Origin of the sequence: Proteus sp. LHD240705 (genome assembly GCF_047921555.1) — a bacterium.
Classification (GTDB): Bacteria; Pseudomonadota; Gammaproteobacteria; order Enterobacterales; family Enterobacteriaceae; genus Proteus.
The window spans coordinates 1-432 of the sequence record NZ_JBLRMI010000041.1 but is presented as its reverse complement, the minus strand read 5'-3'; the positions used below and the strand labels follow the sequence as shown (position 1 = coordinate 432).

At 44.4% G+C, this 432-nt stretch carries 1 protein-coding gene; it reads left to right on the top strand.

Features of this window, described 5'->3' with window-relative positions:
• Positions 1–430, top strand: a 430-nt coding sequence (locus ACNART_RS17930; protein ID WP_416303692.1) for an EF-Tu/IF-2/RF-3 family GTPase, incomplete at its 5' end; no start/stop codon positions are given.
• Between the last annotated feature and the right edge of the window lie 2 nt (positions 431–432).

Sequence of the window (432 nt, the reverse complement as noted above, 5' to 3'; positions counted from 1 at the left end):
TAAAACAACTTGTACTGGCGTTGAAATGTTCCGTAAATTACTTGACGAAGGTCGTGCAGGTGAGAACGTTGGTGTTCTTCTGCGTGGTACTAAACGTGAAGAAATCGAACGTGGACAAGTACTGGCTAAACCAGGTTCAATCAAGCCACACACTAAATTCGAATCAGAAGTTTATATTCTGAGCAAAGATGAAGGTGGTCGTCACACTCCATTCTTCAAAGGCTACCGTCCACAGTTCTACTTCCGTACAACTGACGTAACTGGTACTATCGAATTACCAGAAGGCGTAGAAATGGTAATGCCAGGTGACAACATCAACATGATCGTTGAACTGATTCACCCAATCGCGATGGACGACGGTTTACGTTTCGCTATCCGTGAAGGTGGCCGTACAGTAGGTGCGGGCGTTGTTGCTAAAGTATTAGGTTAATT